This window comes from Pseudomonas sp. (genome assembly GCF_050739995.1).
GTDB lineage: Bacteria > Pseudomonadota > Gammaproteobacteria > Pseudomonadales > Pseudomonadaceae > Aquipseudomonas.
Window position 1 is genome coordinate 1 of the sequence record NZ_JBOICG010000706.1, and the last position, 2,679, is coordinate 2,679.

Sequence of the window (2,679 nt, forward strand, 5' to 3'; positions counted from 1 at the left end):
GTGGATCTCCTCTGTTCTGGCGGGCGGTATTTGCCATAATGCCGCTCGTTTTCGTACCACCACATAGGCCCGACATGCAGGAACACGCCCACATCCCCGTCAAAGACGCCGCCCCCACTGGCACCCAGACCTTGCTGCGTGGCCTGGGCGTGGTGCAAGCGGTGGCGGCCGGTGCGCGCGACTTGAAAGAGATCGCCAAGCGCATCGGTACCACCCGCAGCACTACCCACCGCCTGGCCAGTTGCCTGGTGGAGGAGCGTTACCTGCGTGTGGTGCCGCAAGTCGGTTATCTGTTGGGGCCTAAGCTGATCGAGCTGGGGTTCCAGGCCCGCGAAGAGCTGCCATTGGTAACCTTGGCCGTGCCGTATCTGGATGAACTGTCGGCACTCACCGGTGACACTATCCACTTGGCAATTCGCGAATACGACGACGTGCTCTACCTGCACAAGAACCCAGGCCGCAATGGCCCGGAAATGCGCTCGCGGGTCGGTCATCGCATGCCGCTGGCGCGTACCGGTATCGGCAAGGCGCTGCTGCTGGATGACAACGTGGAGGAGTGGCAGCGCCTGTACGAAGTCAGTTTGCCGGTCGGCGGGAAAAGTCAGGCATGGCCGCAACACCCGGAACAGTCCTGGGCGCAGTTTGAGCAGCGCATGCGTGAATACGTGGTGGGCGGATATGCGTTCGATCTGGAAGACAACGAACCTTCTATCCGTTGCGTGGCGGCCCCCGTGCGCGATGCCAGCCGGCGCATCGTCGCCGGCATCAGCATCGCCAGTACCGTGCCCTACATGCCGTTGGAGAAAATGGCCGAGCTGATCCCTGTGATCAAACAGGTCGCAGCCCGGCTGTCAGCGGAGTTGGGCGCGAAAGCCTGATCAGGCTTTCAGGGTCGCCATGTCGATGACAAAGCGGTACTTCACATCACCGGCGATCATGCGGCTGTAGGCTTCGTTGATGTGGCGGATGTCGAGCATTTCGATGTCACAGCTGATGCCGTGCTCGGCGCAGAAATCCAGGACTTCCTGGGTTTCGGCAACGCCACCGATCAACGAACCGGCCAACACCTTACGGCCCAATATCAGCTTGGCGGCATTCACCGGAGGGTCCACCGGCTCGATCAGGCCCACCAGGATATGCACGCCGTCAAAGCGCAGCACGTCGAGGTAGGGGTTCAGGTCGTGCTGCACCGGGATGGTGTCCAGCAGGAAGTCGAAGTGCCCGGCGGCGGCTTTCATCTGCTCGGCGTCGGTGGACACAATCACGTGGTCGGCGCCTTGGCGACGACCTTCTTCGGCCTTGCTCGCGGAGCGGGTAAATAGAGTCACTTCTGCGCCAATCGCCTTGGCCAGCTTGATACCCATGTGACCCAGGCCGCCCATGCCCAATACGCCGACTTTGTCGCCAGCCTTGATGCCGTAGTGCTTGATCGGCGAGTACATGGTCACGCCAGCACACAGGATCGGCGCGGCGCTGGCCAAGTCGAGCTTGGCGGGGATCTTCACCACAAAGTGTTCACTGACCACGATGCTGTCGGAGTAACCGCCCATGGTGTTGCTGCCATCCACGCGGTCCGGGGTGGCGTAGGTCATGGTCGGGCCTTCCAGGCAGTATTGCTCCAGGTCCGATTGACAGGCTTCGCAGTGGCGGCATGAGTCGACCATGCAACCCACACCTACTAGATCACCGACTTTGTGCGCGGTGACGTTGGCACCGACGGCGGTGACTTTACCGACAATTTCATGGCCCGGCATCAACGGGTAGACGGCGATGCCCCACTCGTTGCGTGCCTGGTGGATGTCGGAGTGGCAGACGCCGCAGTAGAGGATCTCGATGGCCACGTCGTCGACGCGTGGGCTGCGGCGTTCGAAGGACATGGGGGCGAGGGGAGTGGTGGCTGATTGGGCGGCATAACCGATGGCGGTGTACATGTGAAACCTCGCACAAGGAATGATCAGGGAGGCGGCGCATTCTCCGCGCCGGGCCTGGGTGCGGCCATGGCGATTGCTCCGAGTCTCATGCCTATTCGTCCGGGAGTGCCCTGTGTTTGGATGCATCTGTCTTCAGACCTGCGATGATGGTCTCATCCCTTTTTCACGAAGTTTTTTGCCATGTTGTTGACTCGTCATCTCGACGCCAATGCTGCGCTGGTTGCCTTGATCAAGGGGCTTACGCCTTGCGACGGTTTTTCCCCGACGAACCTTCCCGGCGTGCAGGTATTGCGCGCCAGTTGCGACGTGGCGCGTGGGCCGCAGATCTATGAGCCGAGCCTGATGATCGTCGCCCAGGGCAGCAAGGTCGCCTATCTGGGCCCGCGAACCCTGGAGTATGGCGCCGGGCATTACTTGATCCAGGCGATGCCGGTGCCGTTCGAATGCGAGACCTTTGCCTTGCCGGATGCGCCGTTGTATGGCGTGACTGTGGGCATCGATCGCGTTGTGCTCGGCGAGTTGGTCATGGCCATGGGTATTCAAGCCGGGCCACCACCGGCAGCGCAGACGCTGGAGTCGATGAGCTCAGTGGTGCTGGATGACGCGATGCGCGGTTGTGTCGAACGGCTGTTGCAGTGCCTGCATGATCCGCTGGAAAGCCGGATCATGGGCCCTGCACGGGTGCGTGAATTGTTGTTCACCGCGTTGCGTGGGCCGCAGGCGGAAGTGTTGCGTGCGTTGGTGGAAC

Annotated in this window: 3 protein-coding genes; 2 read left to right on the top strand and 1 reads right to left on the bottom strand. The window is 61.7% G+C overall.

The features are described 5' to 3' along the window. The first annotated feature begins 74 nt into the window (after positions 1-74). Positions 75-878: an IclR family transcriptional regulator gene (locus tag ACRESD_RS23930; RefSeq protein WP_431753170.1), complete on the top strand. Its 804-nt coding sequence runs from the start codon at positions 75-77 to the stop codon at positions 876-878. On the opposite strand, the gene ACRESD_RS23935 is transcribed toward ACRESD_RS23930, so the two are convergent. Further along, positions 879-1,931, bottom strand: a complete 1,053-nt coding sequence (locus tag ACRESD_RS23935) for an NAD(P)-dependent alcohol dehydrogenase (protein WP_431753168.1) — start codon at positions 1,929-1,931, stop codon at positions 879-881. Positions 1,932-2,111: 180 nt separating this feature from the next. Between ACRESD_RS23935 and ACRESD_RS23940 the strand changes: the two genes are divergently transcribed. Then, positions 2,112-2,679: AraC family transcriptional regulator (locus ACRESD_RS23940; RefSeq protein ID WP_431753169.1), on the top strand; the 568-nt coding region annotated here is incomplete at its 3' end.